At 32.5% G+C, this 25,119-nt stretch carries 33 protein-coding genes and 1 pseudogene; 12 read left to right on the top strand and 22 right to left on the bottom strand.

The genetic code is table 11. The annotated features are described in order from the left end of the window. Positions 1–148: 148 nt before the first annotated feature. From EM932_RS19720 to EM932_RS19695, 6 genes are all read right to left on the bottom strand, one after another. Complete coding sequence (locus EM932_RS19720; protein WP_135878928.1) at positions 149–337, bottom strand: hypothetical protein; 189 nt, start codon at positions 335–337, stop codon at positions 149–151. 15 nt (positions 338–352) lie between these two features. After that, the gene (locus EM932_RS19715; RefSeq protein WP_135878927.1) at positions 353–577 is read right to left on the bottom strand and encodes a hypothetical protein; all 225 of its coding nucleotides are present in this window, start codon (positions 575–577) and stop codon (positions 353–355) included. 163 nt (positions 578–740) lie between these two features. Continuing rightward, the gene (locus tag EM932_RS19710; RefSeq protein WP_135878926.1) at positions 741–1,040 is read right to left on the bottom strand and encodes a type II toxin-antitoxin system RelE/ParE family toxin; all 300 of its coding nucleotides are present in this window, start codon (positions 1,038–1,040) and stop codon (positions 741–743) included. Continuing rightward, positions 1,033–1,281 (bottom strand): type II toxin-antitoxin system ParD family antitoxin, encoded by a 249-nt coding sequence (locus EM932_RS19705; protein ID WP_121062760.1) that lies wholly within the window; start codon positions 1,279–1,281, stop codon positions 1,033–1,035. Before EM932_RS19705 ends, EM932_RS19710 begins: the two co-directional genes overlap by 8 nt. A 209-nt stretch (positions 1,282–1,490) precedes the next feature. Next, positions 1,491–2,135 (bottom strand): hypothetical protein, encoded by a 645-nt coding sequence (locus EM932_RS19700; RefSeq protein WP_211344328.1) that lies wholly within the window; start codon positions 2,133–2,135, stop codon positions 1,491–1,493. Positions 2,136–2,194: 59 nt separating this feature from the next. Next, complete coding sequence (locus tag EM932_RS19695; protein ID WP_135878924.1) at positions 2,195–2,407, bottom strand: helix-turn-helix transcriptional regulator; 213 nt, start codon at positions 2,405–2,407, stop codon at positions 2,195–2,197. 160 nt (positions 2,408–2,567) lie between these two features. Between EM932_RS19695 and EM932_RS19690 the strand changes: the two genes are divergently transcribed. Both EM932_RS19690 and EM932_RS19685 read left to right on the top strand, forming a co-directional pair. Then, a complete protein-coding gene (locus EM932_RS19690) occupies positions 2,568–2,771 on the top strand; it encodes a hypothetical protein (RefSeq protein WP_135878923.1) in 204 nt (67 codons plus the stop codon). A 209-nt stretch (positions 2,772–2,980) separates the two neighbouring features. After that, positions 2,981–4,036: an IS110 family RNA-guided transposase gene (locus tag EM932_RS19685; protein WP_135878922.1), complete on the top strand. Its 1,056-nt coding sequence runs from the start codon at positions 2,981–2,983 to the stop codon at positions 4,034–4,036. A 286-nt stretch (positions 4,037–4,322) separates the two neighbouring features. Here the strand turns inward: EM932_RS19685 and EM932_RS19680 are convergent, their stop codons facing one another. The 7 genes from EM932_RS19680 to EM932_RS19650 form a co-directional block, all read right to left on the bottom strand. Beyond that, the gene (locus tag EM932_RS19680) at positions 4,323–4,679 is read right to left on the bottom strand and encodes a hypothetical protein (RefSeq protein WP_135878921.1); all 357 of its coding nucleotides are present in this window, start codon (positions 4,677–4,679) and stop codon (positions 4,323–4,325) included. Beyond that, the gene (locus tag EM932_RS19675; protein ID WP_135878920.1) at positions 4,676–5,113 is read right to left on the bottom strand and encodes a hypothetical protein; all 438 of its coding nucleotides are present in this window, start codon (positions 5,111–5,113) and stop codon (positions 4,676–4,678) included. The genes EM932_RS19680 and EM932_RS19675 overlap by 4 nt, the downstream gene beginning before the upstream one ends. A 132-nt stretch (positions 5,114–5,245) precedes the next feature. Further along, positions 5,246–5,929: a nucleoside/nucleotide kinase family protein gene (locus tag EM932_RS19670; protein ID WP_135878919.1), complete on the bottom strand. Its 684-nt coding sequence runs from the start codon at positions 5,927–5,929 to the stop codon at positions 5,246–5,248. Positions 5,930–6,058: 129 nt separating this feature from the next. Next, positions 6,059–6,586, bottom strand: a complete 528-nt coding sequence (locus EM932_RS19665) for a hypothetical protein (protein WP_135878918.1) — start codon at positions 6,584–6,586, stop codon at positions 6,059–6,061. A gap of 220 nt (positions 6,587–6,806) precedes the next feature. After that, positions 6,807–7,526: a hypothetical protein gene (locus EM932_RS19660; protein ID WP_135878917.1), complete on the bottom strand. Its 720-nt coding sequence runs from the start codon at positions 7,524–7,526 to the stop codon at positions 6,807–6,809. Between the two features lie 158 nt (positions 7,527–7,684). Beyond that, the gene (locus tag EM932_RS19655) at positions 7,685–8,251 is read right to left on the bottom strand and encodes a hypothetical protein (RefSeq protein WP_135878916.1); all 567 of its coding nucleotides are present in this window, start codon (positions 8,249–8,251) and stop codon (positions 7,685–7,687) included. A gap of 78 nt (positions 8,252–8,329) precedes the next feature. Next, on the bottom strand, positions 8,330–9,199 hold the full coding sequence (locus tag EM932_RS19650) for a tyrosine-type recombinase/integrase (protein WP_135878915.1): 870 nt from the start codon (positions 9,197–9,199) through the stop codon (positions 8,330–8,332). A gap of 96 nt (positions 9,200–9,295) precedes the next feature. On the opposite strand from EM932_RS19650, the gene EM932_RS19645 reads away from it, so the two are divergent. After that, entirely contained in the window at positions 9,296–9,661 is a 366-nt protein-coding gene (locus tag EM932_RS19645) for a hypothetical protein (protein ID WP_135878914.1), read from the top strand. A 10-nt stretch (positions 9,662–9,671) separates the two neighbouring features. On the opposite strand, the gene EM932_RS19640 is transcribed toward EM932_RS19645, so the two are convergent. The 5 genes from EM932_RS19640 to EM932_RS19620 form a co-directional block, all read right to left on the bottom strand. After that, positions 9,672–11,831, bottom strand: a complete 2,160-nt coding sequence (locus tag EM932_RS19640; protein ID WP_135878913.1) for a prolyl oligopeptidase family serine peptidase — start codon at positions 11,829–11,831, stop codon at positions 9,672–9,674. A gap of 94 nt (positions 11,832–11,925) precedes the next feature. Next, on the bottom strand, positions 11,926–12,915 hold the full coding sequence (locus tag EM932_RS19635; protein WP_135878912.1) for an aspartate-semialdehyde dehydrogenase: 990 nt from the start codon (positions 12,913–12,915) through the stop codon (positions 11,926–11,928). A gap of 139 nt (positions 12,916–13,054) precedes the next feature. After that, a complete protein-coding gene (gene mscL / locus EM932_RS19630; protein WP_135878911.1) occupies positions 13,055–13,456 on the bottom strand; it encodes a large-conductance mechanosensitive channel protein MscL in 402 nt (133 codons plus the stop codon). A 73-nt stretch (positions 13,457–13,529) separates the two neighbouring features. Beyond that, on the bottom strand, positions 13,530–14,636 hold the full coding sequence (alr, locus tag EM932_RS19625; RefSeq protein WP_135878910.1) for an alanine racemase: 1,107 nt from the start codon (positions 14,634–14,636) through the stop codon (positions 13,530–13,532). Continuing rightward, positions 14,629–15,276 carry a thymidine kinase gene (locus tag EM932_RS19620; RefSeq protein WP_135878909.1) on the bottom strand — a complete coding sequence of 216 codons (648 nt, stop codon included), beginning with the start codon at positions 15,274–15,276 and terminating at the stop codon, positions 14,629–14,631. Before EM932_RS19620 ends, alr begins: the two co-directional genes overlap by 8 nt. Before the next feature lie 106 nt (positions 15,277–15,382). On the opposite strand from EM932_RS19620, the gene EM932_RS19615 reads away from it, so the two are divergent. Genes EM932_RS19615 through EM932_RS19595 form a run of 5 tightly spaced genes read left to right on the top strand, consistent with a single transcriptional unit; the run spans position 15,383 to position 18,104 of the window. Further along, on the top strand, positions 15,383–16,123 hold the full coding sequence (locus EM932_RS19615; RefSeq protein ID WP_135878908.1) for a hypothetical protein: 741 nt from the start codon (positions 15,383–15,385) through the stop codon (positions 16,121–16,123). A gap of 20 nt (positions 16,124–16,143) precedes the next feature. Beyond that, positions 16,144–16,500: a DoxX family protein gene (locus tag EM932_RS19610; RefSeq protein WP_135878907.1), complete on the top strand. Its 357-nt coding sequence runs from the start codon at positions 16,144–16,146 to the stop codon at positions 16,498–16,500. Beyond that, on the top strand, positions 16,500–17,177 hold the full coding sequence (rsmI, locus tag EM932_RS19605; RefSeq protein WP_135878906.1) for a 16S rRNA (cytidine(1402)-2'-O)-methyltransferase: 678 nt from the start codon (positions 16,500–16,502) through the stop codon (positions 17,175–17,177). Before EM932_RS19610 ends, rsmI begins: the two co-directional genes overlap by 1 nt. Further along, the gene (locus EM932_RS19600) at positions 17,177–17,521 is read left to right on the top strand and encodes a HopJ type III effector protein (RefSeq protein ID WP_135878905.1); all 345 of its coding nucleotides are present in this window, start codon (positions 17,177–17,179) and stop codon (positions 17,519–17,521) included. Before rsmI ends, EM932_RS19600 begins: the two co-directional genes overlap by 1 nt. 10 nt (positions 17,522–17,531) lie before the next feature. Continuing rightward, complete coding sequence (locus tag EM932_RS19595; RefSeq protein ID WP_135878904.1) at positions 17,532–18,104, top strand: uracil-DNA glycosylase family protein; 573 nt, start codon at positions 17,532–17,534, stop codon at positions 18,102–18,104. A 224-nt stretch (positions 18,105–18,328) separates the two neighbouring features. On the opposite strand, the gene EM932_RS19590 is transcribed toward EM932_RS19595, so the two are convergent. Together EM932_RS19590 and EM932_RS19585 are read right to left on the bottom strand one after the other, a co-directional pair. Next, positions 18,329–19,111, bottom strand: coding sequence for a toxin-antitoxin system YwqK family antitoxin (locus EM932_RS19590; protein WP_135878903.1), 783 nt, complete (start codon positions 19,109–19,111; stop codon positions 18,329–18,331). Between the two features lie 152 nt (positions 19,112–19,263). Continuing rightward, entirely contained in the window at positions 19,264–19,854 is a 591-nt protein-coding gene (locus EM932_RS19585; protein ID WP_135878902.1) for a carboxymuconolactone decarboxylase family protein, read from the bottom strand. Between the two features lie 58 nt (positions 19,855–19,912). On the opposite strand from EM932_RS19585, the gene EM932_RS19580 reads away from it, so the two are divergent. The 4 genes from EM932_RS19580 (at position 19,913) to EM932_RS19565 (ending at position 24,581) form a co-directional block, all read left to right on the top strand. Then, positions 19,913–20,335 (top strand): OsmC family protein, encoded by a 423-nt coding sequence (locus EM932_RS19580; protein ID WP_135878901.1) that lies wholly within the window; start codon positions 19,913–19,915, stop codon positions 20,333–20,335. A 17-nt stretch (positions 20,336–20,352) separates the two neighbouring features. Next, positions 20,353–22,044, top strand: coding sequence for a single-stranded-DNA-specific exonuclease RecJ (gene recJ, locus EM932_RS19575; RefSeq protein ID WP_135878900.1), 1,692 nt, complete (start codon positions 20,353–20,355; stop codon positions 22,042–22,044). 129 nt (positions 22,045–22,173) lie between these two features. Further along, the gene (locus EM932_RS19570) at positions 22,174–23,295 is read left to right on the top strand and encodes a Fic family protein (RefSeq protein WP_135878899.1); all 1,122 of its coding nucleotides are present in this window, start codon (positions 22,174–22,176) and stop codon (positions 23,293–23,295) included. Positions 23,296–23,312: 17 nt separating this feature from the next. Continuing rightward, complete coding sequence (locus EM932_RS19565) at positions 23,313–24,581, top strand: MFS transporter (RefSeq protein ID WP_135878898.1); 1,269 nt, start codon at positions 23,313–23,315, stop codon at positions 24,579–24,581. Between the two features lie 15 nt (positions 24,582–24,596). Here the strand turns inward: EM932_RS19565 and EM932_RS19560 are convergent, their stop codons facing one another. Together EM932_RS19560 and EM932_RS21520 are read right to left on the bottom strand one after the other, a co-directional pair. Further along, positions 24,597–24,893, bottom strand: a complete 297-nt coding sequence (locus EM932_RS19560) for a TonB-dependent receptor plug domain-containing protein (RefSeq protein ID WP_170179855.1) — start codon at positions 24,891–24,893, stop codon at positions 24,597–24,599. Positions 24,894–25,014: 121 nt separating this feature from the next. Continuing rightward, positions 25,015–25,119 (bottom strand): annotated as a pseudogene (locus tag EM932_RS21520) (IS982 family transposase); the annotation flags it as partial.

The raw sequence follows: 25,119 nt of genomic DNA, 5'->3' as shown, positions 1-25,119 counted from the left end.
ATATAGTGTTGAATTATTGATAATCCTATCGGAATTATCAACAATTCAACATCTCAAAATCATCATTATGAGATAATTGAAAAATAAATATTAACTTTGAAGAACTTGGCTAGTGCTTTTCATAGGATACTGTGTTGTAGGTGGGTTTTTATAATTCAGTTGTTTTTATAGTCTTACTAGAAGTTCTTCTTTCTCCTTCTGATGTCGTGTAACTTGTAATAATTTTTAATTCCGAAAACTCTTTATAATTTAAAATATCCTTTTTAATTAAGTCAGAGGTTAATTTAATATTTCTTTCCTTTTTTTCAGAATCAACAGGCTTAAATTCAGTAATCATTAAGGTAATGTCATTCTATATTTTCCCATTAAAATTAGTCTCACTTTTGGCAATTAAAGGATTTTTACATTCCCATATCTTTTTAAGATTCTCAATAGTTTTTTCTCTTGAGTCAGAATATTTTATTTCAATTGATTTCAATTCCGAATTTACAGCTAAATCAGATTTTTTTTGTGAGTCAGGTTTATTTACACAACTCAAAACTAAAATTCCGATTAAAAAGTATAGTGTTTTTTTCATTAGTTCCGTTTTTCTTAAATTACCTACAACGGTTACGTATAAGAATAGTTGCGTGGTTAAGCTGTTAAGTTAAACAAATAAAACTGACGTTGGAAAATTCCATAGGAATTTTCCAGGTATGCACTTACCAAGCAATTATTTTTAGCAATGTTGGGTGTAGTTTTTATTCAGTTATCCTATTTTTCAAATCCATTCGCTCGTGTAAAATTCTTATGATTTCAATTCTATCACTAGATATTTGCTGATAAAATATTATATGCTTTCCAGATTTTAGTCCGAGTAAGTTTTTGCTTATTCCGTCATATTCTTTTCCAATATCAGGACTTTCTCCAATTCCATTACAAGCCATTTTAACTGTTGCATAATATTTGTCGGCTTGTTTTTCAGACCATTTTGCGAAAGTGTAGTCCCAAATTCTATTTAAGTCATTAATGGCTTCTTCTCTAAGTATAACTTTAGCCATTCTTTCTTTTTTCTGCTTTTAGTTTTTTCAGATTTTCATCAAAGTCAAAGTCTTCAACTAAAGGACTATTCAATCCTTCTTGTATAGCATTTCTCAATGCGATTACTTTACTTTCTTCATTCTCCAACATTCTAAGTCCAGCTCTTATAACTTCGCTAACGTTTTTGTATCGACCAGCAGAAACTTGAGTTTGTACAAACTGGTCAAAATAATTTCCGAGTGATATGGATGTATTTTTCATTATCTTTCTTTTAATCAAATTTACCAAAAATTGGTAAAAAATCCAAATTTAGTTCAATTTTCAAATTACCGCTAACGTTTAGTATAAGATTAGTTGCGTTGATTAAGCAGCTAATTTAGCAAATACACACCGAATAGAAAATCCGCAAGGATTTTCGTAAGTAGGCGAGTACTAGCAATTAATTTTATACCTTGTTGTATGCCGTTTTTTTATGGTCTTAGATAAATCTGAATAAGAAGTTCTCCATCTTTTTTCCACATTATCCAACCAGTTTTGTTGTCAGGGCACTTATCAATGTAGTTTGAGCAAGGTTCTCCTTCATAATCTATATATTGATCAGTCGCATAAATACAATCGTATTTTACATTAACCCAATTATCTTTAAGCTGATTGACACAAAAGTTTTCATGTGTTTTAAGTTCAATAGGAATTTCTTTGGAATTATCAGATTTTGAGATTCGTAGTTTATTTGATTCTCTTGAATTCCTTTTTCTTGTTACTCCAAAAGAGTTTGTTATGAGTTCAGTCCAAGAAATGAAATTCCAATGTTTTGAATTTTTAACATATTTAACTTTATTCAGTCCGACTAAAATCTTGTGATATGTTTTCGTAGACTCCAACAATACAAAATCACAATGTCCATAATCAAGTTCATAAAATTTTGGATAAATATCCACATCTGGTTTATTCGAATCCCAATCAATAAATTTATCTATAAGGTTTTTATCATTGTAAATCTCTATAATCGGCAAATTGTAGTAATCAAGTATTAAAAGTCCCAAACCAAGCTGGCTGGTAGGGTTTTCGTATTTGATATGGAAGTTATTATTTTGAGCCCTAACTTGTAGAGTCAAAATTAGTGTTACTATAATTAATTGTCTGTATTTCAATTTTTACCTTGTTGTATGCCGTTTTATTTCTTAATTGTTGATATCAATAGTTCTCTCACATCAACGTCCAGTACTTTAGCAATTTGAAATAAGGTTTCTACTCTTGGTTGCATCTCATTCCTGCACCATTTAGAAACAGTAGTTCTATTCATTTCTAATTGGTCAGCCAACCAATTGTTGGTTTTTCCTTGTTCAGCCAAAACAGCCTTTATACGGTTGTAAACTTCCTTGTCCATAATGAATTAATATCATTGAAAGTCAAATGTAATGACTTCATTTTAAATGCTCTTAGTATTATTTTATGCTTTATGGTATTCAATTAAATATCTTTGTTATGCTTTAAAAGCATTAAATAAACCGATTAAAGTTTTTTTTGAATATTAAAAACATATAACCATGAGCAAAAGATATACCAAAGCCGATTTAGAAGAGATTGTTTATAAACAATTAGAAAATTTAAATGCTATGCACGATTTATTGGGAATTATGAAGTTTCAAAATGATTTGATTCACAATATCAATCAAACGTTAAGAGAGGAAATCGGTCAGTTCAAAAAACAACAAGTTATGTATCCAACTAGAAGGAAGTCAAGATCGTAAATCTAATGCAGTCGGGTTCTCCTCAATGGCATACAACAGTTTGTGTATGGTTAGTTGCGTGTTTTAGCAACTAATTTAGCAAACATTCACGAGCCAGAGGAATTTCCGAAGGAAATTCCGAGTAGACCAGAACCAAGCAATTACTTATAGCATCGATGAAAAAGCAGTAAGTCGAGTATCTTTAAAGTTCACCATAAACTATTTAAGATATGAAAACTCAAATTACTGCCGTCTCAAAATTATATATAGGAATTGACATACACAAGCGAAGTTGGAAGGTTCACTGTAGTACAGATCTATTTTCAGGAAAGTCTTTCAGTATGTCACCTATCGCTGATCAGTTAAGGGTTTATGTAGAGAAGCATTTTCCAGATCATGACGTACGGGTTGCTTATGAAGCGGGCTGTTGTGGCTATTATGCGCATCGTTGTTTTAAGAGTTACGGATGGGATTCTTTAGTAGTTAATCCGTCAGATATACATCGCAAGGGAAAAGAAAGACATACCAAAACTGATCGTATTGATGCACAATTAATAAGCCGCGAACTTAAAGATGGGCGTTTAGAAAGTATTACAGTGCCCTCAGTAGAGCGCGAGGAGCTTCGCAGTTTATTTCGTAGGCGTAATGATCTGGTCAAGGACTTACGTCGGATCAAGAGCTATATTAAAATGCAATTGTTATATTTTGGTATAAAGGAGCCTGTAGAGTTTGATAATGACCATTGGAGCCATGGATATAGAAAATGGTTGGATGCTATGGTTTTTAAACATCCAACGGCCAAGGCTGCCCTAGAAAGTAGAATGCGCTTTTTCAGGTTTGTAGATAAAGAACTTCGAGATGTATCCACCCAAATCCGTTGGTATTGTAGAACTTATCATAAGAAAGATTATTACTTATTACGGAGTATTCCTGAGATAGGAGGTATAGTTGCCTGTGGTATTATAAGTGAGCTGGGAGATTTACGTCGTTTTAACAATGTGAAGCATTTGGCAGGCTATGTAGGTCTGGCCCCTGGGGTTTATCAAAGTGGCGGTAACTATAAGACTATGGGAATTACTATGCGCGCCCATCGCTTGATACGTTCCTACTTTGTGGAAGCCTCTTGGCAGGCCATACGAGCAGATCCAGTGATGCAGGCATATTATCGCAAGCATCAAGGAAAGAACGCAAAGAGTATAATAATAAAAGTGGCCAGGAAGTTGCTTGGTAGAACCTTAGCAGTGATAAAAACGGAGACACCTTATACCATAGGTGTATTGGAATAGATAATGACAGATAACAAAGCTCACAATAAAAGTAGTCAAACCTGTATCACAAAACAACGTGGGTGAACTGAATTCTTAGTATCACATATTTATAGCAAGTGGCCAGGTTATTATAACTTATAATCATACAGATGCTGGTGACGATCAAGAATCGATCACAAATAGGATGCCGAGCAAGTTATATTAAAAAGAAAAAAAGTGGTTTAAGTAAAAAAATAAAATATTAACTTTGAGAAACTTGGCTAGTGCTTTTCATAGGACACGGTGTTGTAAAACGTTTTTTTATTCAGCCGATACAAATTTCCAAATTCTCGTTTGGTAATTCACTTTCAAATAATCTCGTTAAAAATAAATTCGACCGTTTTACTTTTAAATCTGATTGGTTTTTAAATTCAATTACAAAGTTTCCTCTTTTTCCAATGTCAAGAGTAAAAATCTTTTTCGCTCGTTTTTTAAAAGCAAAGGACTGAATTCGCCATTGAGTTCCTTTTGGTTTTATGATTTCCCCATTATCGGCATTTTTTAAATCAAACGAAAAATCACCAACTTCAACTCCCCAACCACCAAGAACTTTGACACTGTAAATTCCAACAGGTAATTCAATTTTCTTATTTGAACTATGAATGTTTATTGGTGAATTCATTTTTTAATATATTGTTCTAACCAGAATTCAGCATAAGTCCACATAAAATTTTCTTTCTCTTTTGAGAGAAGTTTTTTCAACCCGATTCGGTCAAAATATGTGCATCCTGAACAAACAGAAACTAAATCGCTCGATTCGTATGCTTTTTTTATTAATCCTTTGTCAATTTCCGTTAATTCATATTTATTCAGTTCCGCTAATCGTTCCGCAACTATTACTGCTAAATATCTTTCCGCTGGATTTTTTGATTTTAGTTTCTTAATTATCTTTTTGTACTTATTATCGTTCAAGTCAAAAGTTACATCATTCACAACGTCCGAACTTGTTCCGCCAAAATAACATCCAAATCCAATTAATTCTTTTGGATTGATATTATCTTGAGCAAATCCGATACTTGATAGTAAAAAAGTCAATATTAAAATCGGTATTCTCATTTTTGGTCAAATGTTTTACAATAGTTTTGTATAAGATTAGTTACGTGGTTTAAGCACTAAAATTAGCAAATAAATCACAGATAGAAAGTCCGCGAGGACTTTCGTTAGTAGGCTAGAAGCAAGCAATTAATTTTATACGTTGTTGGCAGTAGTATTTTTTATTATTTTTAGATTATTAAAATCAGAGTTGTCAATTATAATATCAGCAATTTTTTCAGGCTCGTTTTCGTTCAAATACATTCTCGAAGATTTGTGATAACGCTTTTCGTATTTTTCTTTCGTTAATTCAATTCCTCCGAATGAGTTTTTATCTCTTTCAATTCCTCTTCTCATTGCAATTTCGAAACTTGTTTTTAGATAAATTTTTAAATCCCAATGATTTCTATAATTTGGTTTAAACAAATATGCTCCATCAGTAACTAAAACCGTGTTCTTTTCCAGTTCTATTGGTTCTATATTCAAATATTCATCCGTTTCTAAATCGTGCGTAGCGATTGTATATTTCGGAAATTCAGTTTGAGATGATTTTAATACTTTTTCCACAAATGCTATTTCGTCATATGAATCTTCATAATATCCTTTCGCAGAATCACGACCTTGTTTATATCGTACTTCTTTGTTGAAATGAAATCCATCGATTGAAACTTGGATGGCTTTTATGTTTTCTGAATTTAGATATTCAGTTAGTTTTTCAGCCATTACAGTTTTTCCAGTTCCTTCAATTCCGTTTATTGCAATTCGGACTGGTTTTCTTTTGTTTTCTTGAATAGATAAAATTCTGTTTGTTATAAGTTCAAATGTTTCTTTTTCGTTCATCGCTCTATATTACTGCCAACGTGTTTGTATAAGAATAGTTGCGGTTTTGTGTGCGAGGATTTTCCGAAGGAAAATCAGACGTAACAAAATTGCAACGACCTTTGATTAAGCACAATGTAGCAATTATTTTTATACGGTGTTGGCAGTAGTTATTTTTTCTTCCGCTATATTTTTAGTCAGTTTATTTATTTTCGGTTGCAAGAACCAAATTCCGATTGGTAAAAAGACAAATAGAAAGAAATATCCAATACTTTCACGTTTTTTTGATTTCCGATTTAATTCCATTGATTTTATAATTCTACCTGCAAATCCGAATGATTGCAGAAAAGCATAAAATATATAAAATCCGATTAGAGCATAAATTCCGCTAAAATTTACGTCGTTTCCATCATTCAAATACATTGCAGAAAAGTAAACAACGAAAAATAGAATTGCATTTACATAATAAAGATTAATTTTTAATCCGTATTCTTTCGGAACTATTTTAATCAGTTCGTTTGTCAGAAGAAACAACCAAATTAGTATTGCACTAAATCCGATTAGGTTAATCCAATATAAATTTCCTAAATCACCTTGAAAATCAATCGAAGCCAATATTATAAAAGGAAATAATAATAGAAAAATCTGCCAATGTTTAGCTTTTAAAATCCAATTCATTTTTTGTTAAAGGTATGAGTGTTTAATTACTGCCAACGTTCAGTATAAGAAACGTAGGGCAGGTGATAAGCACTTTCGTTTCGATTTATTACTTAGCTAAATATAAATATTTTGCTTTTATCTTTTCTACTATAAACGCCAAATTTTATATTTAGCGGACTTAGTTAATATTCACAGAATTTTCGATTTAGCACAAATGCCCTATGTTTTTTATACCGTGTTAGGCACTGGCTTTTTCCAATGTTTTGATTATTTCTTTCAATTCATTCAAAGCACTATTTAATTCAGATTCAGTTGGCGATGTCATTCCGTGAACTAGATTATTTCGAAACTTCCTAATTTCATCCAGTTTCTGTATTTGATATTTTGTTAATTCTCCATTTTCTGCCATTTCACGAAATCTTTGAAGTGGTAACATTCGCTTCGTTGTATCTTTAGGTTGGCTTAATTTCTCAATATTTGTCCATTCTTTAATGAATTCTCCGACTAAACTATGGCGTAAATTTTCGTTGCCACTTTCTTCTATTTCGATTCCAAATAAGTTCTCAAATAAAATTTTCGCAATTTCTGCATAAGCTTCCACTTTTTCCTTTTCTACAGTAATTCCATTTCCATCGTGATATAATTGATTCCTTAATCTATGAAACCATTCAATATCTCCCAATTCAATTCCGTTTAGCTTATCTGATGCAAATTCTTCTACTCCGTCAAGAAGATTTGGAAATGTCGATGTTATTTCTTCATATTTTTTTCTTGTTATTCCTTCAATTCTAGTAATTCTTTTTGGAAGTCCTAGATAAGTTTTAATCATTAACTCAACTGAATTATCAATAGAAATCATTGCTATTCGATAATCAAAACCTGAATTCAAGTCTAAGTGTTGAATTCCGTGAACTAATAATTCTCTAGGTCCTGATATCCAAGGTTTATCTATCGTCATATGATTTTTTTAGCTTGTGCCTAACGGTTTTGTATAAGATTAGTTGCGTGGTTAAGCAACGAATTTAGCAAATACAAACCGAATAGAAAATCCGCGAGGATTTTCGTAAGTAGGCTCGTACCAAGCAATTAATTTTATACGTTGTTGTACACAGTTTTTTATTCTATTATTTCAATCGCTCCGAATTTATTGTCAATCGGTTTAATTGACTTGTTCTTTTTTTCGATTATATATGCAGTTGTAAAAACGTCTTCTGTTAATTCCGCTAAATCTTTTCTTTTAAGGTTAAGTACGTTGTCAGTCAGTTCATATTTTCCTTGAAAAGTACAACTGTAATCTGCACTATACAAAGTTGCTCCAAAAGTTCCGTTTTCATACAATCTTAATAATCCGCTTTTTGGCGTTGATTCAATTTCAATTCTTCCAGAAAGTGTTTTTTCAGTCCAGAATTTTTCATTTTCCAAACCATTTTGAAAGTAAAAGAGAATTCCAATAGACAATACTATTAATAAAGGAATGAAGTCAAATTTTTGTTTCTTTTTCCACAATTTGATTAAATCAATAATCGTAATAATTAAAAAAGATAATATTAAAAGTCCACCAAATAACACATAATTAGCAAGAGCCACAAATCCGCCACAATAATCTCCAATCGGAAGAAATCGGTAGAGTAAAAATCCACCAATTAAAACTAAAATTCCATATTTAAAAATGCGTTTTCTCAAATTGTGTACAACAATTATATAAACGCACTTTATGGCGTTTATTTCACTTTCAAATGTAGTTATTTTGAAATGTATTTCCTATAACAAATCTAGTGGACTTGTAATACTGTTTAAATGTGATGTACTTACATGTGTGTAGATTTCTGTAGTTTTACTGGAACTATGTCCCAACAGTTGTTGAATATAGCGTAAATTAACTCCAGACTCCAGCAAATGGGTTGCGAACGAATGCCTTAAAGTATGTACAGTAGCAGGTTTAATAATTCCTGCCTTATGCTTTGAACGATAAAATATTTTGCGAATACTACTAACACTGTATGGAGTACCTTTAGGACCTTCAAAAAGCCATTGTTCTGGAGTGTATATTTTATAATATGACCTTAAAAGTGAGAGTAACTTTTTTGAAAGTAAACTATAACGGTCTTTTTTACCTTTTCCTTGTCTAACTATAATTCGCATTTGCGCAGAGTCTATATCAGCAACCTTGAGATGTACACACTCAGAAATTCTTAATCCAGCTCCATAAATAATAGAAAGTATTGCCTTGTGTTTAATATTATGGGTAGTGTTAAGTATTTTAGCTACTTCATCCAGCGAGAGTACCTTTGGCAATGAAGCTACTTTTTTAGGTCGTTTTAAATCGTAATAAGATTTTGGATGTTTCACTACAGTTTCTAAATAAAACTTGATGGCGTTAATACTTTGATTTTGATATGAAACAGATCGATGCTGTTTTTGGATTAAATTGATATGATAATTTGTGATTATAGAATTACCAATCTTATATAAAGGCTTTGGATAAACAAACTTTAAGAACATGTTAAACATGTGAATGTATGTTTTTTTAGTATGGTTACTGTAGTTTTTTAAAATTAGTGCCTCTTCCAATGCTTTTATAGCATGAAGATACTCTTTGGAAAATCTATATTGACAGTCTGAATCTTTCATTTGTTAAGCGAATACATACAAAAATGAGGTGAATTAAAACAATAATCGTATTTTTAAACAATTAAAAACGTATATATACGCATAAGAAGAAATATAATGCAGCATAAATTTTGTTTGTCATGTAGCAAAGAACTAATAGGAAGAACAGATAAAAAGTTTTGTGATAGTCATTGTAGGGCAACTTTTCATAATAAAAATAAACCTCCTCACGAATATTACATTTTAGAAATCAACGGAATACTTCGTAAAAATAGAAGTATATTATCAAGCTTAAGCCCAGAAGGTAAGACAACCATTAGAACATCTCTAATTAAAAGTTTGGGATTCAATTTTAACTACTTTACAAATGTTTTTAAAACAAAAACAGGAACCTATTATTTATGTTATGATTACGGTTATCTTCTACTTAATAATAAGGGGCAAGAAAAAATGCTTATAATTAAAAAACAGGATTATATGTAGACGAATCATTTTAACCTTTTACTTTCTCTTTTGTTTTAGTTGGCAGCACTTCAAAGCCCATATTGAATAATGTAAAACCAAAAATATCAGCATATTGATCTATGGTTTTGCTAACAGGTGTTCCGGCCCCATGACCAGCATCGGTTTCAATACGTATTAAGGTTGGGTTATTACCAGTTTGCTTGCTTTGTAATTCGGCAGCGAATTTAAAACTGTGTGCAGGCACCACACGATCATCATGATCACCTGTAGTTACTAATGTTGCTGGGTATTCTACGCCTGCTTTAACATTATGTACTGGTGAATAACCTTTTAAGTATTCGAACATGTCTTTGCTCTGTTCTGCCGTTCCATAATCATAAGCCCAGCCTGCCCCAGCAGTAAAAGTGTGGTATCGCAGCATATCTAGTACACCCACGGCAGGCAATGCGACTTTGGCTAAATCTGGTCGTTGAGTCATGGTTGCCCCAACTAACAACCCCCCATTAGAACCTCCTCTTATAGCTAAATAATCAGAAGATGTATACTTGTTTTCTATTAGGTATTCGCCAGCGGCAATAAAGTCATCAAATACATTTTGCTTTTGTAGTTTAGTTCCTGCATCATGCCATGCTTTACCATATTCGCCACCACCACGAAGATTCGGAACGGCTAAAATACCTCCCTGTTCCATCCAAACAGCATTGGTAATGCTAAACGCAGGATTCAAACTAATATTGAATCCACCATAACCATAAAGTATGGTTGGGTTTTTACCATCTAAAGCCATGCCCTTTTTATGCGTAATTATCATAGGAACTTTGGTTCCGTCTTTTGATGTATAGAACACTTGATTACTCTCATAATCATCACTATTAAATTCTATAGAAGGCTTCCAATACAATTCAGATTCGCCTGTATCAATATTCAATTTATAAATACTGGAAGGGGTATTGTAGTTTGTAAAGGAATAATAGTCTACTTTTTCTTCTTTTTTACTACCAAAACCATTTGCGTTTCCAACACCAGGAAGTTTAATATCTCTAATTAATTTACCGCTATAGTCATATTGCATCACTTTAGAAATAGCATCAATCATATATTCAGTAAAGAAGTAACCTCCGCTTGTTGATGGGTTTAAAACATGCTTGGTTTCCGGAATCAGATCTACCCAATTTTCTGGCGTAGGGTTGGAGGCATCAACAGTAACTATTTTTTTATTTGGAGCATTAAGATTTGTAACCAAAAACAGCTTGCTGCCTTCATTTTCAATGATATATGTGTCACTGTCTGTATGATCTAAAACAGTAATTAGTTTACTATTAGGAATAGTAAGATCTTTTATGTATAATTTGTTTCCGGATGTGGAAACACGAGGTGTAATTACTAAATACTTATTATCTTCGGTAACATTAGCATATATGTAGCGGTGTTTCTCTTTTGGAGTACCTCCGTAAATTAGAGCATCCTCTTTTTGCGATGTTCCTAATTTATGATAGTATACTTTATGTTGATCTGTTTTTGCAGAAAGCTCACTGCCTTCAGGCTTATCATAGCTGGAATAATAGAAGCCTTCATTTTTATACCATGATATTTGGGTGAATTTTACATCTATTAGTGTATCCTCTACAATTTCTTTGGTTTCAGTATTCATGATAAGAATCTTTCTCCAATCACTACCGCCTTCAGAAATAGAATATGCTAGGATACTACCATCTTCAGAAAAACTTGCACCTCCTAAAGATATGGTGCCATCTTCAGAAAAAGTATTTGGGTCTAAAAAAACTTCAGATTTTTCACTATGTTCTTTTTTTCTATGGATAACGTATTGATTCTGTAAGCCATCATTTTTATAAAAATAAGTATAATCGCCTTCTATAAAAGGAGCGCCTATTTTTTCGTAATTCCATAAACTGGAAAGACGTTCTTTAAGTTCTTTTCTAAATGGAATATTGTCTAAATAGCTATAAGTCGATTTGTTTTGAGCTTTTACCCAGGCTTCAGTTTCTGGGCTTCTATCGTCTTCAAGCCAACGGTATGGGTCTTTTATTTCAATACCAAAATATGTATCTAGGGTGTCTACGGTTTTGGTTTCAGGATAGTTCACAATAATAGTTTTTTTCTGTTCGTTTTCTTTTTTACAACTCATTATAATTATAACGGCTAAAAGACTAATCATTAGTTTTTTCATGATGAAATGATTTTTTGATTGTATCAAAAATAAACAAAAAAACCCCTATATAAACATATAGGAGTTTTTATTGTATCACTAAGATTAATCTATACTACACTAAATCATTTTCAACTAGATATTCTGCTATTTGAATGGTATTTGTTGCAGCACCCTTACGCAAATTATCAGCAACTATCCACATATTTAAAGTGTTTGGTTGCGTTTCGTCTCTACGAATTCTACCTACAAAAACCTCGTCCTTATCATGCGCATAAATAGGCATTGGATAGGTATTCGTATCTGTATTATCCTGTACGACAACTCCAGGCGTTTCATGAAGCATTTTACGAACATCGGCTAAATCGAAATCATTTTCAAACTCAACGTTTACAGATTCTGAATGCCCACCTGCAGTAGGAATACGAACCGCAGTAGCAGATACAGAAAATGTTTTGTCATTAAATATCTTTTGAGGTTCTCTGGCTAATTTCATTTCTTCTTTAGTGTATCCGTTTTCTAAAAACACATCACAATGTGGTAATGCATTTCTTCCAATAGGATAAGGGTATGCCATTTCACCATCGATTCCAGCTATCTCGTTTTCTAATTGTTTTACAGCTTTTACACCTGTACCAGAAACAGATTGGTATGTAGAAACGACCACACGTTTCATTTTATATTTTTCATGCAATGGCGCTAATGCCATAACCATTTGTATGGTAGAGCAATTAGGATTGGCAATAATTTTATCTTCTTTAGTGAGTTCGCTGGCATTAATTTCAGGAACTATTAGTTTTTTGGTTGGATCCATTCTCCAAGCTGAAGAATTATCAACCACCGTAGTACCTGCTTCTGCAAATTTAGGAGCCCATTCTATAGAGGTGTCTCCACCTGCAGAAAAAATAGCAATCTGTGGTTTTGCTGCGACAGCATCGGCTAAACCAATTACAGTATATTCGTTATTTTTATAAGTTAATTTTTTTCCAACCGAACGTTCAGATGCTACAAGCAATAATTCTGTAATAGGAAAATTACGTTCCTCTAATACTTTAAGCATCACTTCGCCAACCATACCTGTGGCTCCTACAACTGCTACTTTCATTTTATTTAATATTTAATAAATTTTTTATGATGCAAAACTAAGTATTAATTCTATTTTAGAATCTAAAAAAAGACCTCATTTTCTAGCAATGAGGTCTTTTTAACAAGAAATAACACGATGTTATTTATTTAACAATTAGTTATTTTTTCAATAAGTCTCTTATTTCAGCAAGTAAATCTTCTTGCGAAGGTCCTTTAGGTGCTTCTGGAGCTGGTTCTTCTTTTTTCTTCATTTTGTTAACACTTTTAACTATCATGAACATAACAAATGCCACAATAACAAAATCGATCACATTCGTTAAGAAAGCTCCCCAAAGTACAGATACTTCGCCTTCTATAACACCATCGGCATTGGCAATGCCTTCTTTAATGACATATTTTAAGTCTTTGAAATCTGAATTGAAAATTAATCCGATTAATGGAGATACGATACCCCCAGTAAATGAAGCGACCACTTTATTAAAAGCAGCACCCATTACAAAACCGACAGCAATGTCGACTAAGTTGCCTTTCATTGCAAAATCTTTGAATTCTTTAAGCATATCTTTAAAATTTTTAGTTAGTGAGTACTAAAATAGATAAAAATAGTTTAAAGAGAAACATTTGTTAAGTCGCTTATTTCAAAAAAATACGTTTAACACGCTGAGAAACAGATGTTATTAGTTCGTAAGGGATTGTGTTTGTGGTATCTGCTAATTGTTCTGCGGTGATGTCTTTCCCAAATATAATGACTTCATCTCCCTCTTTGCAATCTACGTTGGATACATTAACCATAATCATATCCATACAAACATTTCCAACAATAGGGGCTTGTTGTCCCCTTATGGTTACAAAACCTTTGCCATTTCCATATTGTCTACCAATACCGTCTGCATGACCAATAGGGAGTGTGGCTGTTTTTAAAAATGAATTAGATTTAAAAGCTCTATTATAACCAACAGATTCTCCTTTTTCGATATTGTGAATTTGAGAAATTACTGTTTTTAAGGTTGCAATAGGGATTAGATTTTTGTTTTCTTTCTCAGAATTTCCGAATCCATAAAGCCCTATACCTGCTCTAACCATATCAAAATGCGCTTCAGGGTAATTTAATATACCCGAAGTGTTGCACATGTGGAGTAGAGGTTGATAAGTTAGTTTGTCAATTAGGTTTTTAGAAATCGTATTAAAATTTGCAATTTGATTTAAAGTGAATTCTTTTTCATTTAAATCTTCGCTAGCAGCCAAGTGAGAAAAGATAGATACTATTTTTATAGCGTCTGTTTTTTCTACTTCTGAGGTAATATAATCGATTTCATTTTCCCGAAAACCAAGACGGTTTAAACCTGTATTGAATTTTATGTGTATGGGATAATTATTTTGTTTTTCTGCTGAAGCAATAGTAATAAATTCCTTTAATATTTTTGCATTATATAAGCTAGGTTCTAAGGAATACGCTATTAATGTTTTTAAATTTACAGCTTGCGGGTGTAATACCAAAATAGGTTTTATAATACCGGCTTTGCGCAAGGCTACGCCTTCATTAATATATGCTACAGCAAAGTAGTCAGTTCCTAGTTTTTGCAAATAATTAGCTATTTCACAAGAATCACTTCCATAGCCAAAAGCTTTAACAACTGCTAAAAATCTGGTGTTGTTTAGGAGTTCTGATTTTAGATACTCGAAATTGTGTTTAAGTGCTTTAAAATCAATTTCAAGTACGGTTTCTCGCGCTTCAGGCATCTGAATTTTTAGATTTAGGAGTCACTTCTTCGGCATCTTTAACTTTCATGTTTCTAACCTTATCACGCATCATGGCTTTGTAATAAGCGGCTCTACTTAGGGGTTCGTATTCATCTACTTCACCAAGAAGTACTAAATTATCACTTTTAGCTTTACGGTAACTATACTGAGCTAAATTACCAGTTCGAGTACAAACGGCATGTACTTTTGTGACATAATCTGCTGTTGCCATTAAAAATGGCATAGGTCCAAAAGGATTTCCTTTAAAGTCCATATCAAGACCCGCAACAATAACCCGAACACCTTTATTGGCTAAATCGTTACAGACCCGTACAATTTCACCATCAAAAAATTGTGCTTCGTCAATACCAATAACATCACAACCGTCTGCTAAAATAGGGATGTTAGCTGCAGCAGGAACAGGTGTTGAACGAATTTCGTTAGCATCATGCGAGACAACCATTTCTTCATTATAGCGCGCATCAACAGTAGGCTTAAAAATCTCTACTTTTTGTCTTGCAAACTGCGCGCGTTTAAGTCTTCGGATTAATTCTTCTGTTTTTCCAGAAAACATGGAACCACAGATAACTTCAATCCATCCAAATTGTTCTTTATGATTTACTGTATTTTCGAGAAACATTTCGTAATTTTAGCACTAAAACAAAGCGATTATTCGTTTGTATAAAGGTGACGCAAATTTATTAAAATCAAAAGCCAAAATAGCAATAATTTAAAAATTATAAATAATGAAGAAGAAGTTAGAGTCGGAACTCATTAGCATAGCACACAGAATTCTTAAATTAAAAGGGAAAGAAGATGTTGTTAAAATGCATGCAGAAGTATCAGCACTTTATGAAACGTTGTCGGTATTAAAGTTTGCGCATGAGAATTTTGAAGAAGGTATACCAACAATTGGGAGCGACTCGTCCTTTTTTGGTATGTTAGATAAAGCATTTAATAATAAGGTTAGTGATAATATTGAAATTGAAGATAAAATTTATATTAATCTTGATGAGGTTGAAGATGATGATATTATGGAGCCTGTTATAGAAACAATTAAGGATATGGTGGCGCAGATGCCCCATGAAACTCAAGAAGTTGATGCTATTTTTGAAGAAGCCATTTCTAAGCCGTATCATAAAACAGATCTAGAAGAAATTACTTCAGGTTTTAAAGAGACACCCGTTTTTGAACCTGTTTCTAAATCACGAAATGGAAAAAAAGATGAGAAAAGATCTTTAAATGAAAAATTAAAAACTGGCGGGCTTAATATTGGGCTTAATGATAAAATAGCTTTTATAAAACATTTATTTGATGGTAAAAGTGAAGATTATGATCGTGTAATATCTCAGTTAAATACCTCAATTACTTTTGATGATGCTAAGCTTTTAATAGAAGACATTATAAAACCAGATTATAACAACTGGGTTGGCAAAGAAGAGTTTGAAACGCGATTTATTCAAATTATTGAAAGTAAGTTTGAATAAAACTTCTCGACCATAACTTAATGAAAATAAACAAAATTTTATACTGGACCTGCACAATACTTCTGTGTTTATTGATGGCGTATTCAGCTTCTATGTATTTTACGAGTACAGAAATGATTAAAAGCTTTTTCGAGAGTTTTAATTACCCAACTTATATTGTAATTCCATTAGCAATATTAAAAGTTTTAGGTATTGTTATGATTTTATGGCGGAAAATTACTTGGTTAACAGAATGGGCTTATGCTGGTTTTTTCTTTGATATGGGATTGGCAACAGCAGCACATTATTATGCAGGACACGGCATTTTAGGATTTTCACTTTATGGGTTGTTACTAATTTTCCCGTCTTATTTTTTAGGAAAACAAATTAGAGCTTAATGAGCAAACTCTATATAGTACCAACACCGATAGGAAATTTAAAAGATATTACTTTTAGAGCTGTTGAAGTTTTAAAAGAAGTTGATTTAATTCTTGCTGAAGATACACGTACCTCTGGAAAGCTTTTAAAACATTTTGAAATTACAACGCATATGCAATCGCATCATATGCATAATGAACACAAGACGGTTAATAGTGTTGTTCAAAAATTAAAAAGCGGGACATCCATAGCATTGATTAGTGATGCAGGAACACCTGCAATTTCAGACCCAGGGTTTTTATTGACACGAGCCTGTATAGAAAATAATATTGAAGTAGATTGTCTTCCTGGGGCAACGGCTTTTGTGCCTGCTTTAGTGAATTCAGGATTGCCAAACGATAAGTTTGTATTTGAAGGTTTTTTACCTGTTAAAAAGGGACGACAAACACGATTATTATTGCTAGCAGAAGAAACTAGAACCATTATTTTTTATGAAAGCCCACATAAATTAGTAAAAACACTTGGTCATTTTTGCGAGTATTTTGGTGAAGAACGGCAAGTATCTGTGTCTAGAGAACTCACAAAGCTTTATGAAGAAACTATTAGAGGAACAACAAAAGAGGTTTTAGAATATTATACTAATAAACCACCAAAAGGCGAAATTGTAATTGTTGTTGGTGGTAAGAATAAAATGTAATGACTATTGAAGCATTTAAAAATAAACTTAAAAACGAGCTAAAAAACATCGAATTTTCTGAAACGATGGACATTATTGAAGCAAATTATAACTTCTCACCAGTAGCATTTACAAATGGTGCGTTGCAAAATGGAAGCGGAGAGAATTCTGGTTCTTGCAAATTATTTGCTTTTGCAAAAGCACAAGATTTAACAAAAGAAGAAACCTTGGCCTGCTTTGGAACGTTTTATTTTGATGATGTACTAAATAATCCTAGTGGTGTAAGCCATCAAAACATTAGGAATTTTATTAAAACTGGATTTGATGGTCTTTCTTTTAATGGAGAGCCACTAAGTAAAAAATAAATTTTGTTTAATGGATGACTTGCTTTATGATATTAGACAATGCGCAATATGTTCAGAACATTTGCCATTGGGCCCTCGTCCTATTGTAGCGGCACATTCAGACGCTAAAATCATTATTATTGGTCAGGCTCCAGGTACAAGTGTTCATAAAACGGGTATTCCTTGGGATGACCCAAGTGGCAGGCAATTACGAAAATGGTTAGGTGTTACCGATGAGCAGTTTTACGATGAAACTAAAATTGCTCTAATTCCTATGGGTTTTTGTTATTCTGGAAAAGGAAAAACAGGCGATTTACCACCAAGACCAGAATGCGCTCCACAATGGCATAAACCATTATTAAATAAGTTACCAAACATTGAGCTCGTTATTTTAATAGGCATGTATTCCCAGAAATATTATTTGAAAAAAAAAGCAAAGAAAACCTTAACAGATACAGTGGCAAATTATAAAGACTATTTACCAAAAAACTATTTGCCCTTACCACATCCGTCGCCTAGAAACCGATTTTGGTTAACAAAAAATCCTTGGTTTGATGTTGAGGTTTTGCCTGAGTTGCGAGCAAGAGTAAAGCAGTTGATTTAGATTTAGACTTACTTATAATAAAGAGGCTGTCTGAAAAGTGGTTAATCTTGTCATTCAGAGCAACGCAAAGAATCTTATTTCACTCATAATCAGAGCCATATATTTTAAAGAGACTCTTCACAGCTTCGCTGATACCTTCGAAACAAAATATATTTTGTTTCTCGGTAATATTCAGAATGATACTTTTTAGACAGCCTCTTTTAGTCAATATAAAAGATACCTTATTAAAGACTACTTATATATTTTCTGTATTTTGAGATTTCTCTTGGGTTAGTAGCAAAATTAATGCGTTTTATTTCTTTACCTTCTTCATTTAATTCAACTAAAAAAGTCTCTGTACCTTCATCTATCATCTGTAAGTAGATATCCAGAGTGCTATCGTCATTATAAAACTTCACACCTTTAAAATCATCATAATTAGATGCTATTTGTTCTTTAAACACTTTACCATTTTTAATAGATTGTGTTATACTTTGCCCATTTTCTATATACATTTTAGATTCAATGTCCCCCTTGTCATTAAAAGTTACAGAAGCAATAGGCTTATTTTCTTTAAATTCTGATTCTGATAGTGTTTTGCCATTATCAAAATAAGAAATGGATTTTCCGTCAAGTAAACCGTTTTTATAATTATTGACTTTTTTCACTTTTCCAGAAGCGAAAAACGTTTTTTCTTGACCATGTAGCCTCCCTTTTTTATATATAGAATGCATAAAGACCTCACCATTTTTATGATAGAAATAATAATCGCCGTGTAAAATACCATCTTCTATGTGGAATTCTTCCCATTTGGTTGTTTTATCACCAACAATAAAATGACCATTCATAGGTTTTCTGTAAATATTGTCTCTATAAACTTTTACACTTTGGTGATTGTCTACAAAGTAAGAGTTTCTTGGAATATACGTGACTTCATCGCTATTTTTACTTGCTTTTTCATTGCAATTAAATAGACTTAAGAGTGCACAAAAGAGCAACACCCTAGTAGTTTTTGTAGGTAAATTCATTATTTTGGGGTTATAAAAGTTGGCACTAACATAGCTAATAATTAGCTAATGAACAAGTCTTTTAATTTAAAATTGTTTATTTTGTAGCAATAGACCGTAGAGTAAATAGGCACTATCTACACTAAAAAACACTTAATATAGTCATTAAATGTCTATCTATGTTTTCCTGTTTCCCAACCATTTTTTTCAAGGTATTTTTCACCACTTTCAACAGCACCTTCTTCAATAGAGGTTCCCATTGAATCGTTCCAGCGGTTTAAGTATCCAAATAGGGAAATAACACCTAACATTTCTACAATTTCACCTTCATTCCAATGCTCGTATAATCGTTTTTTTATGTTTTCATCTACATTATTTGGAACTTGTGAAGCCTGTAAAGAGAAGTCTAAAGCTGCACGTTCTGCTTCACTAAAAGCAGGATGTGTACGGTATTCCCATATATTATCTAATTGTTCTTGCTCTGCGCCATAACGTTCGGCAGCACGAATAGCATGCGCTTGGCAATACCTACAACCTGTTGAGTTACTGCTTACCCAAGCAATCATTCTTTTTAAAGCTGAAGTTACACGGCCTTCATTAGCCATAACGGCTTTATTTAGGTTAATAAATGCTTTGCTTATGGCTGGGCGATGTTGCATGGTAAGTACAGAATTTGGACAAAAACCTAAGGTTTCATTAAAGAATTCAGCAAGTTTTCTGGTTTCTGAGTCATGATCAGCAGATAAAGGTGTAACTAAAGGCATATTTTTATTTTTTAGTAGTATTTTTGGAGTTGCAAGTAACAAAAAATAATTCATAAAAATGACAAATCACATAACAACAACTTGGTTGGGGGACATGAAGTTTGAAAGCACGAATCCGTCAGGGCATAATTTATTTATCGATGCGGGTGAAGAAAATGGCGGTAAAAGTGAAGGCTATCGCCCTAAAGCTTTAATGTTGTCTGCTTTAGCTGGTTGTTCTGGTTTGGACGTTGCTTCTTTAATAAAGAAAATGAAGTTAAATGTAGATGATTTTAAAATAGATATTGATGCGAATCTTACCGAAGAACATCCAAAATATTATGATAAATTAGCCATGCATTTTCATTTTTATGGAGCAGATTTAAACGAAAAGAAACTTCAAAAAGCCGTTGATTTATCTATAGAAAAGTATTGTGGCGTTATGGAAATGTTCCGAAAATTTTCAGAATTAAGTATAGAAACTCATTTTCATAATAAATAAAAAGTTCAATCAAATCTATGCGTTGGACGTTAAAACCTAAACCAGAAACTTCTAAAATTGAAGCGTTGCAAAAAGCACTTCAAATAGATTCTGTATTGGCTACACTATTATTGCAGCGCGGTATTGAAACATACGATCAAGCCAAATCTTTTTTCAGACCAAGCTTGGATGATTTGCACGATCCATACTTAATGAAAGATATGGATAAAGCGGTTGCTCGTATTGAAAAGGCCATAGCTAATAATGAAAATATCTTAGTTTATGGCGATTATGATGTAGATGGTACCACTTCGGTTGCTTTAATGTCTACATATTTAAAAACACGATATAGTTTAGTTCATACCTATATTCCAAATAGATATGATGAAGGTTATGGGATCTCTTATAAGGGGGTTAATTTTGCTTTAGAAAATGACTTTACACTCATCATCGCTTTAGATTGTGGAATAAAGTCTATTGAAAAAGTTGCCTTTGCTAAAGAGAAAGGGATTGACTTTGTTATTTGTGATCATCACAGACCAGGAGACGATATTCCTAAAGCTGCAGCCGTTCTAGATCCTAAACGAGAAGACTGCAATTACCCTTATAAAGAATTATGTGGTTGTGGTGTAGGTTTTAAATTAATCCAAGCTTTAGCACAAAAAGAAGGAAAAACACTAGATGATTTAACGGAGTATTTAGATTTAGTAGCAACAGCCATTGGTGCAGATATTGTACCCATAACAGGGGAAAACAGAGTATTGGCTTATTATGGACTTTTAGTGATTAATACAAATCCACGACCTGGTATTAGAGCGATTTTGAGTCAGGTTGAAAAGACAGAATTAACAATTACCGATGTGGTGTTTATTGTAGCACCAAGAATTAATGCAGCTGGTCGTATGAAGCACGGTAATTATGCCGTAGCTCTATTAACTGAAACAGAAGAAGATTTGGCGGCAAAATATGCTTCTGAAATTAATGATTATAATCTTGACAGGCGTGAAACAGATAAACGAATTACAGAAGAAGCTCTTAAACAAATTGAAGAACAAAAAGAACAGAAACGGTTTACTACTGTTGTTTACGATGAAACTTGGCATAAAGGTGTTATTGGTATTGTGGCTTCTAGATTAACAGAAACATATTATAGACCAACTTTGGTATTTACAAAAAGTGGTGAGAAATTAGCAGCTTCGGCACGTTCTGTTAAAGATTTTGATGTTTACAATGCTTTATGGGCATGTAGTGAACATCTTGAACAATTCGGGGGACACAAATATGCTGCGGGTTTAACATTGAAAGAAGAAAACTATGAAGCCTTTAAGCAAGCCTTTGAAGATGTTGTAGCCAAAACCATTGATAAAAACCTGTTAGTTCCTGAGATAAAAGCAGATATTGAAATTGATTTAGATCATATTACTCCAAAGTTTTATAGAGTTTTAAAACAGTTTGCACCTTTTGGCCCCAATAATATGGCACCTATTTTTATGACTGAAAATTTAACAGATACAGGTTATGGTAAGTGTGTGGGAGCAGATAAAACACATTTACGATTAACAACTACACAACCAGGAGCAAGTAGTATTGTTTGTATTGGCTTTGGTATGGGTGATAAATTCGATCTGATTTCTGACAAAAAACCTTTTAGAGCAGTGTATTCTATAGATGAAAATGAATGGCAGGGAAAAGTATCGTTGCAGCTTAAGTTGAGAGATATTAAAGCGTAATTTATTGTGGAAAACTAAAATTAGAAAGAGTATTATTTTAGATTTTAACAAAAAACTAAAATAACGATAGTAATTATTTTAGGTTTTTATACTTTTGTAAAATAACAAGGATGATTATTTTAATTTTACATGAATAATTTTCAATCAGGAAAAAATATAAATCAAGGTTATTATAAAAGTTTTGAACCTAATCTAATAAATAAAGATTGGGTAATTACTGATATGCAAATATTTGCTTTGTTAAGTAAAGCAGATAGACATTTGGGGCGATTAGATATGTACTCAGAATATGTCAATTTAGATTTATATGTAAGCATGCATATTGCAAAAGAAGCTACACAATCGTCTAAAATTGAAGGAGCTCAAACAAATATAGAAGATGCTTTTTTAAGTAAGGAAGATGTTGCTTATGAGAAAAGAGATGATTGGGAAGAAATACAAAATTACATTTCAGCTATGAATGAAGCTGTTAAGATGTTACACACTTTACCGTTTTCTTCAAGGCTAATAAAGCAGACACATAAGATTCTTTTGCAAGGGGTAAGAGGTGAACATAAATTGCCTGGAGCATATAGGGCAAGTCAAAATTGGATTGGCGGAGCTTCAATAGATGATGCTGTTTTTGTGCCTCCAAATTATAATTCAATAAATAATTTGATGTCTGATATTGAAAAGTTTGCGAATGATGAATTAAATCAATTACCAGATTTACTTAAAATAGCGATTATTCATTATCAATTTGAAACTATTCATCCTTTTTTAGATGGAAATGGGAGGGTTGGTAGATTATTAATAACCTTATATTTAGTGAGTAAAGGCATTTTAAAACAACCTATTTTATATTTATCTGATTTTTTTGAGAGAAATAGAATGCTTTATTATGATAATTTAATGCGTGTTAGAACTCATAATGATTTATCACAGTGGCTTAAATTTTTTTTAACAGGAATTATAGAAACTGCGCAAAAAGGTGTTAAAACATTTGATGGGATTTTACAACTTCAAAGAATTATTGATGAAAAGATTAAGACATTAAAAGGTAGAAGTACAGATGCAAAATTATTGATAGATTATTTATATACTAAACCTATAATAAATGCAACAACAGTTGCCTTAGTAATAGATAAATCTCCTGCTTCTGCATATAAGCTTTTAAGAGATTTGGAGTTTTTAAAAATCATAGATGAAGTAACTGGTGCTGAAAGGGGTAGACTTTATGCGTTTAGTGACTATTTAAATTTGTTTTACTAATAAAAGTTAAATTTTTCATGGCGAAAAAAGACCCGTATGCTGCCTTACGAATTAAAGAATTCAATATCTTTTTATTGGTGCGCTTTGTATTAGTTTTTGGCTGGTCCATGCAATTTATTGTTATTGAATGGCAGGTTTATAGCATAACGAAAGATCCGCTTTCTCTAGGAATTATTGGACTTATGGAAATAATTCCAGCATTTACCATGGCGTTATTCGCAGGTCATATTGTAGACCAGAAAGAAAAGCGAAATTTGTTAGCCACTTGTATTGCTGCGTTTTCATTAATCAGTTTAGGGCTATTTTTATTGACCTGGGATGAGGTCGTAGGAGATTGGACAACAAAAGCAATACTTTATTCTATTTATGGTTTGGTGTTTTTTGGAGGTTTTTTACGCTCCTTTTTCGGACCGACCATTTTTTCATTAGTTGCTTTAATCGTTCCTAAAAAAATATACCCTAATGCTGCTACTTGGAATAGTTCTACTTGGCAAATGGCTGGAGTTTTGGGACCTGCATTCGGAGGGCTTTCCATTGGATGGATAGGTGTACATTGGTCGCTTTGTATTATTTTTGGGTTGGTCTTACTGTCTTTGATTATTTTATTACAGATAAAAAAGAAACCCGTTTTAAATCCCAAAATAGGAGAACCTGTTATACAAAGCCTTAAAGAAGGCGTGCGATTTGTATTTAAAACAAAAGCGATATTAGGTGCCATGACTTTAGATATGGTAGCTGTTTTATTTGGAGGAGCTATTGCCTTATTACCCGTTTTTGCTCAGGATATTTTAAAGGTAGGTAGCGAGGGGTTTGGTGTGTTGCGTGCAGCTCCTGCAGTAGGTGCTTTTATAACAATGTTAATCACAGCATATATACCAATAAGTAAAAATGCTGGTATGAAATTACTAGCAGCTATTTTTGGTTTTGGGGTTTGTATTATTGTGTTTGGTTTATCGTCTATCTTTTGGGTTTCGCTATTGGCGCTATTCTTTAGCGGTATGACAGATGGCGTTTCTATGGTGATTAGACAAACTATTTTACAAATTAAAACACCTGATAATATGCGTGGACGTGTATCTTCCGTAAACTCTATGTTTGTTGGGTCTTCTAATGAATTGGGCGCTTTTGAAAGTGGTATAACAGCCAAGTATATGGGAACTGTTACAGCCGTCGTTTTTGGAGGTACGATGACATTAATAACCGTTATAACAACTGGTTTGGTGTCACCATCATTTAGAAAGTTAGACTTAACAAAGGATATTGAGGCTCATGAGAAAGCCGATTAATATGCTTACTTTTAATTAGAGCTTTTTTAATGTAAATAAAATGGCACCGTTTTTACCTCTACTACCATAAATTGCAATAGCTGCAGATCCTTTAAGAATATCTATAGCTTTAACATTATTTGGATTTAAACGTTTAACCTCTTGTTCAGAAGAAATCTTACCGTCAATCACAAAAAGATGAGTATTATATTTAGTTATAAGCTTAATAAATGCAGCATCAGGAGCCTTTTTTCTATTTCTTGTTTTAATTAATATAATACCATTTTTAGCTTTCTTACCATATTTTTCAGCCTCTTTTTCTTTGCCCGTCATAAAAGATATCGAAGTTGCATCTGCCAACATTATAGAGTCTAGTACTTTTTTATTACGTTCTTTTCCGTTAATTATAATAAGAGACTTATTTACATTTGTAACCTGAGTTCGAGCTAAGGATTTAGAAAAACAATGCTAATTGTTCAGACTTATATGTTTCAAATTTGATAGCAGGTTTCTTTTCTTGAAAAGAATAAGCAATTAAACTAGCAATCAAGTTGGTAAT

This window comes from Flavivirga rizhaonensis (assembly GCF_004791695.1).
Taxonomy (GTDB): Bacteria; Bacteroidota; Bacteroidia; order Flavobacteriales; family Flavobacteriaceae; genus Flavivirga; species Flavivirga rizhaonensis.
Note: the sequence above shows the minus strand (reverse complement) of the source record. Positions and strands in the feature narration are given on the sequence as shown.